Annotated in this window: 1 pseudogene; it reads right to left on the minus strand. The window is 58.5% G+C overall.

The window, feature by feature from the left end:
* Positions 1 to 13: 13 nt before the first annotated feature.
* Positions 14 to 283: pseudogene (locus EU800_RS26355) on the minus strand (transposase); the annotation flags it as partial.
* Positions 284 to 318 lie beyond the last annotated feature (35 nt).

Genomic DNA, 318 nt, shown 5'->3' on the forward strand with positions numbered 1-318 from the left:
GGGCTCAAAAGTTTCCCGAGGCCGCCTCCCGCAAGATCAGTTTCTCGAGCGTCAGATCGGAGACAGCCTTGCGAAGCCGTTCATTCTCTTTCTCCAACTCCTTCAACCGCTTCACCTGGTCCGTCTTAAGACCGCCGAACTCCTTGCGCCACCGGTAATAGGTGAACTGCGTCACGCCGATCGACCGAACTGCCTCGGCCACCGACCGTCCTTGCGACACCAACACGTCGACCTGCCGTAGCTTCGCGACGATCTCCTCGGGCTTGTGCTTCTTCTGGGGCATTCCTTCATCCTCCAACTGGCTCGAAAGCCTACTTC

Source organism: Tropicimonas sp. IMCC6043, assembly GCF_004146235.1.
Classification (GTDB): Bacteria; Pseudomonadota; Alphaproteobacteria; order Rhodobacterales; family Rhodobacteraceae; genus Tropicimonas.